We start from the raw sequence: 1,174 nt of genomic DNA on the forward strand, positions 1-1,174 counted from the left end.
CCGTGTCGGTCCGGGGCGGAACCGTTCGCGAGGGGACGGGTCCGCACCGGCGTTCGCGGCGCTCGCGAGCGACGAGGGAGTCTCCCTCGACGGCGGGCTGACGCACTACGCCGGGGGCGGGACGTTCGGAGTCGGAGATGAGTCGGCTGTGCCGACCGGATCGGCGCTGTCCCTCTTCGGCACCCGAATCGGGACCGCGACCGAACACGACGCCGGGACCGAGCCGGGAGCGCCGCGCGTCGAGTGGGCCCCGGTCGACGTCCTCGCGAACGGCGAGCGCGTCGTCGGACTCTCGCTTTTCGCGGCGCGCGGCGGCCGCTTCGGTGTCAAGGTCGTCTGCCCCGACGCGACATTCGAGGTCGGAGCGTCGGTGACGGTCGAGGTCGTCCCGAGTGACGACCCGGTCCGGCTCGGCGTCGGCTGAGTCGCGGGCGACGAGATGAAGCCAATCACCGACCCGTTGTCTCGCGTTTCCGGGGGCTACAAGCCGTCCGAGGGCGACCCCCGGGACATGGACCGCACGGACATCGCGGAGATGGACCCGCTCCCGGCGGACGCGACGGAATTCGTCGAGCGGAAGCTGGAGGACGAACACGGCTACCTCTCGTGGCTGAACACGTCGGTCGAGACGATCGAGCGCGGCCGCGTCGTCCTCTCTATCCCCTTCGACGACAAGCTCACGAACGCCGACGGGCAGACGATCCACGGCGGCGTCGCGGCGACGCTGATCGACACGGCGGGCGGCGTCGCGCAGCGCACCACCTTCGAGAACCCGCTCGGCGGCGGCGTGGCGACGGTGAACCTCGACGCGAACTACCTCCGGCCCGCGACAGGCGACCTCCGCGCCGAGGCGGAGGTCGTCAGGGCCGGCGGCTCGATCGGCGTCAGCGAGATGACCGTCACCACCGCCGTCGACGGGGCCGGCGGGACGGATGAGAACGACGGGGAAGAGAACCGCTCGGAGGTCGTCGTCGGTCAGGGGTCGTTCCGGCTGTTCCGCGAGTAGCCCGGGAGGTCGTCGAGGATCGCGTCGAGCGCGGGGCGGTCACCGCCCACACCCGCCGACAGCTCCGCTTCAAGCGCCGCGACCGGTTCGCGGTCGACACGGTCCGGGGCGGCCCGGACGACGACCGACTGCTCGCCGAGCGGGACGAACTCACAGCCGAGCCGCGCC

The 1,174-nt window shown here is 72.2% G+C and carries 2 protein-coding genes and 1 pseudogene; 2 read left to right on the forward strand and 1 reads right to left on the reverse strand.

The window, feature by feature from the left end; genetic code table 11:
* Positions 1-424: pseudogene (locus tag BN903_RS14610) on the forward strand (hypothetical protein); the annotation flags it as partial.
* Between the two features lie 87 nt (positions 425-511).
* Entirely contained in the window at positions 512-1,006 is a 495-nt protein-coding gene (locus tag BN903_RS14615) for a PaaI family thioesterase (RefSeq protein WP_048078425.1), read from the forward strand.
* Here BN903_RS14615 and BN903_RS14620 read toward each other — a convergent pair.
* On the reverse strand, positions 976-1,174 hold a 199-nt coding region (locus tag BN903_RS14620; protein ID WP_048078426.1), incomplete at its 5' end, for a hypothetical protein. The two genes, BN903_RS14615 and BN903_RS14620, sit on opposite strands and share 31 nt — an antisense overlap.

The sequence above is a fragment of the Halorubrum sp. AJ67 genome (assembly GCF_000513435.1).

Excerpts from the sequence above, each read along its gene's own strand:
- BN903_RS14615 (WP_048078425.1), top strand. The coding sequence starts at position 512 with ATGGACCGCACGGACATCGCGGAGATGGACCCGCTCCCGGCGGACGCG.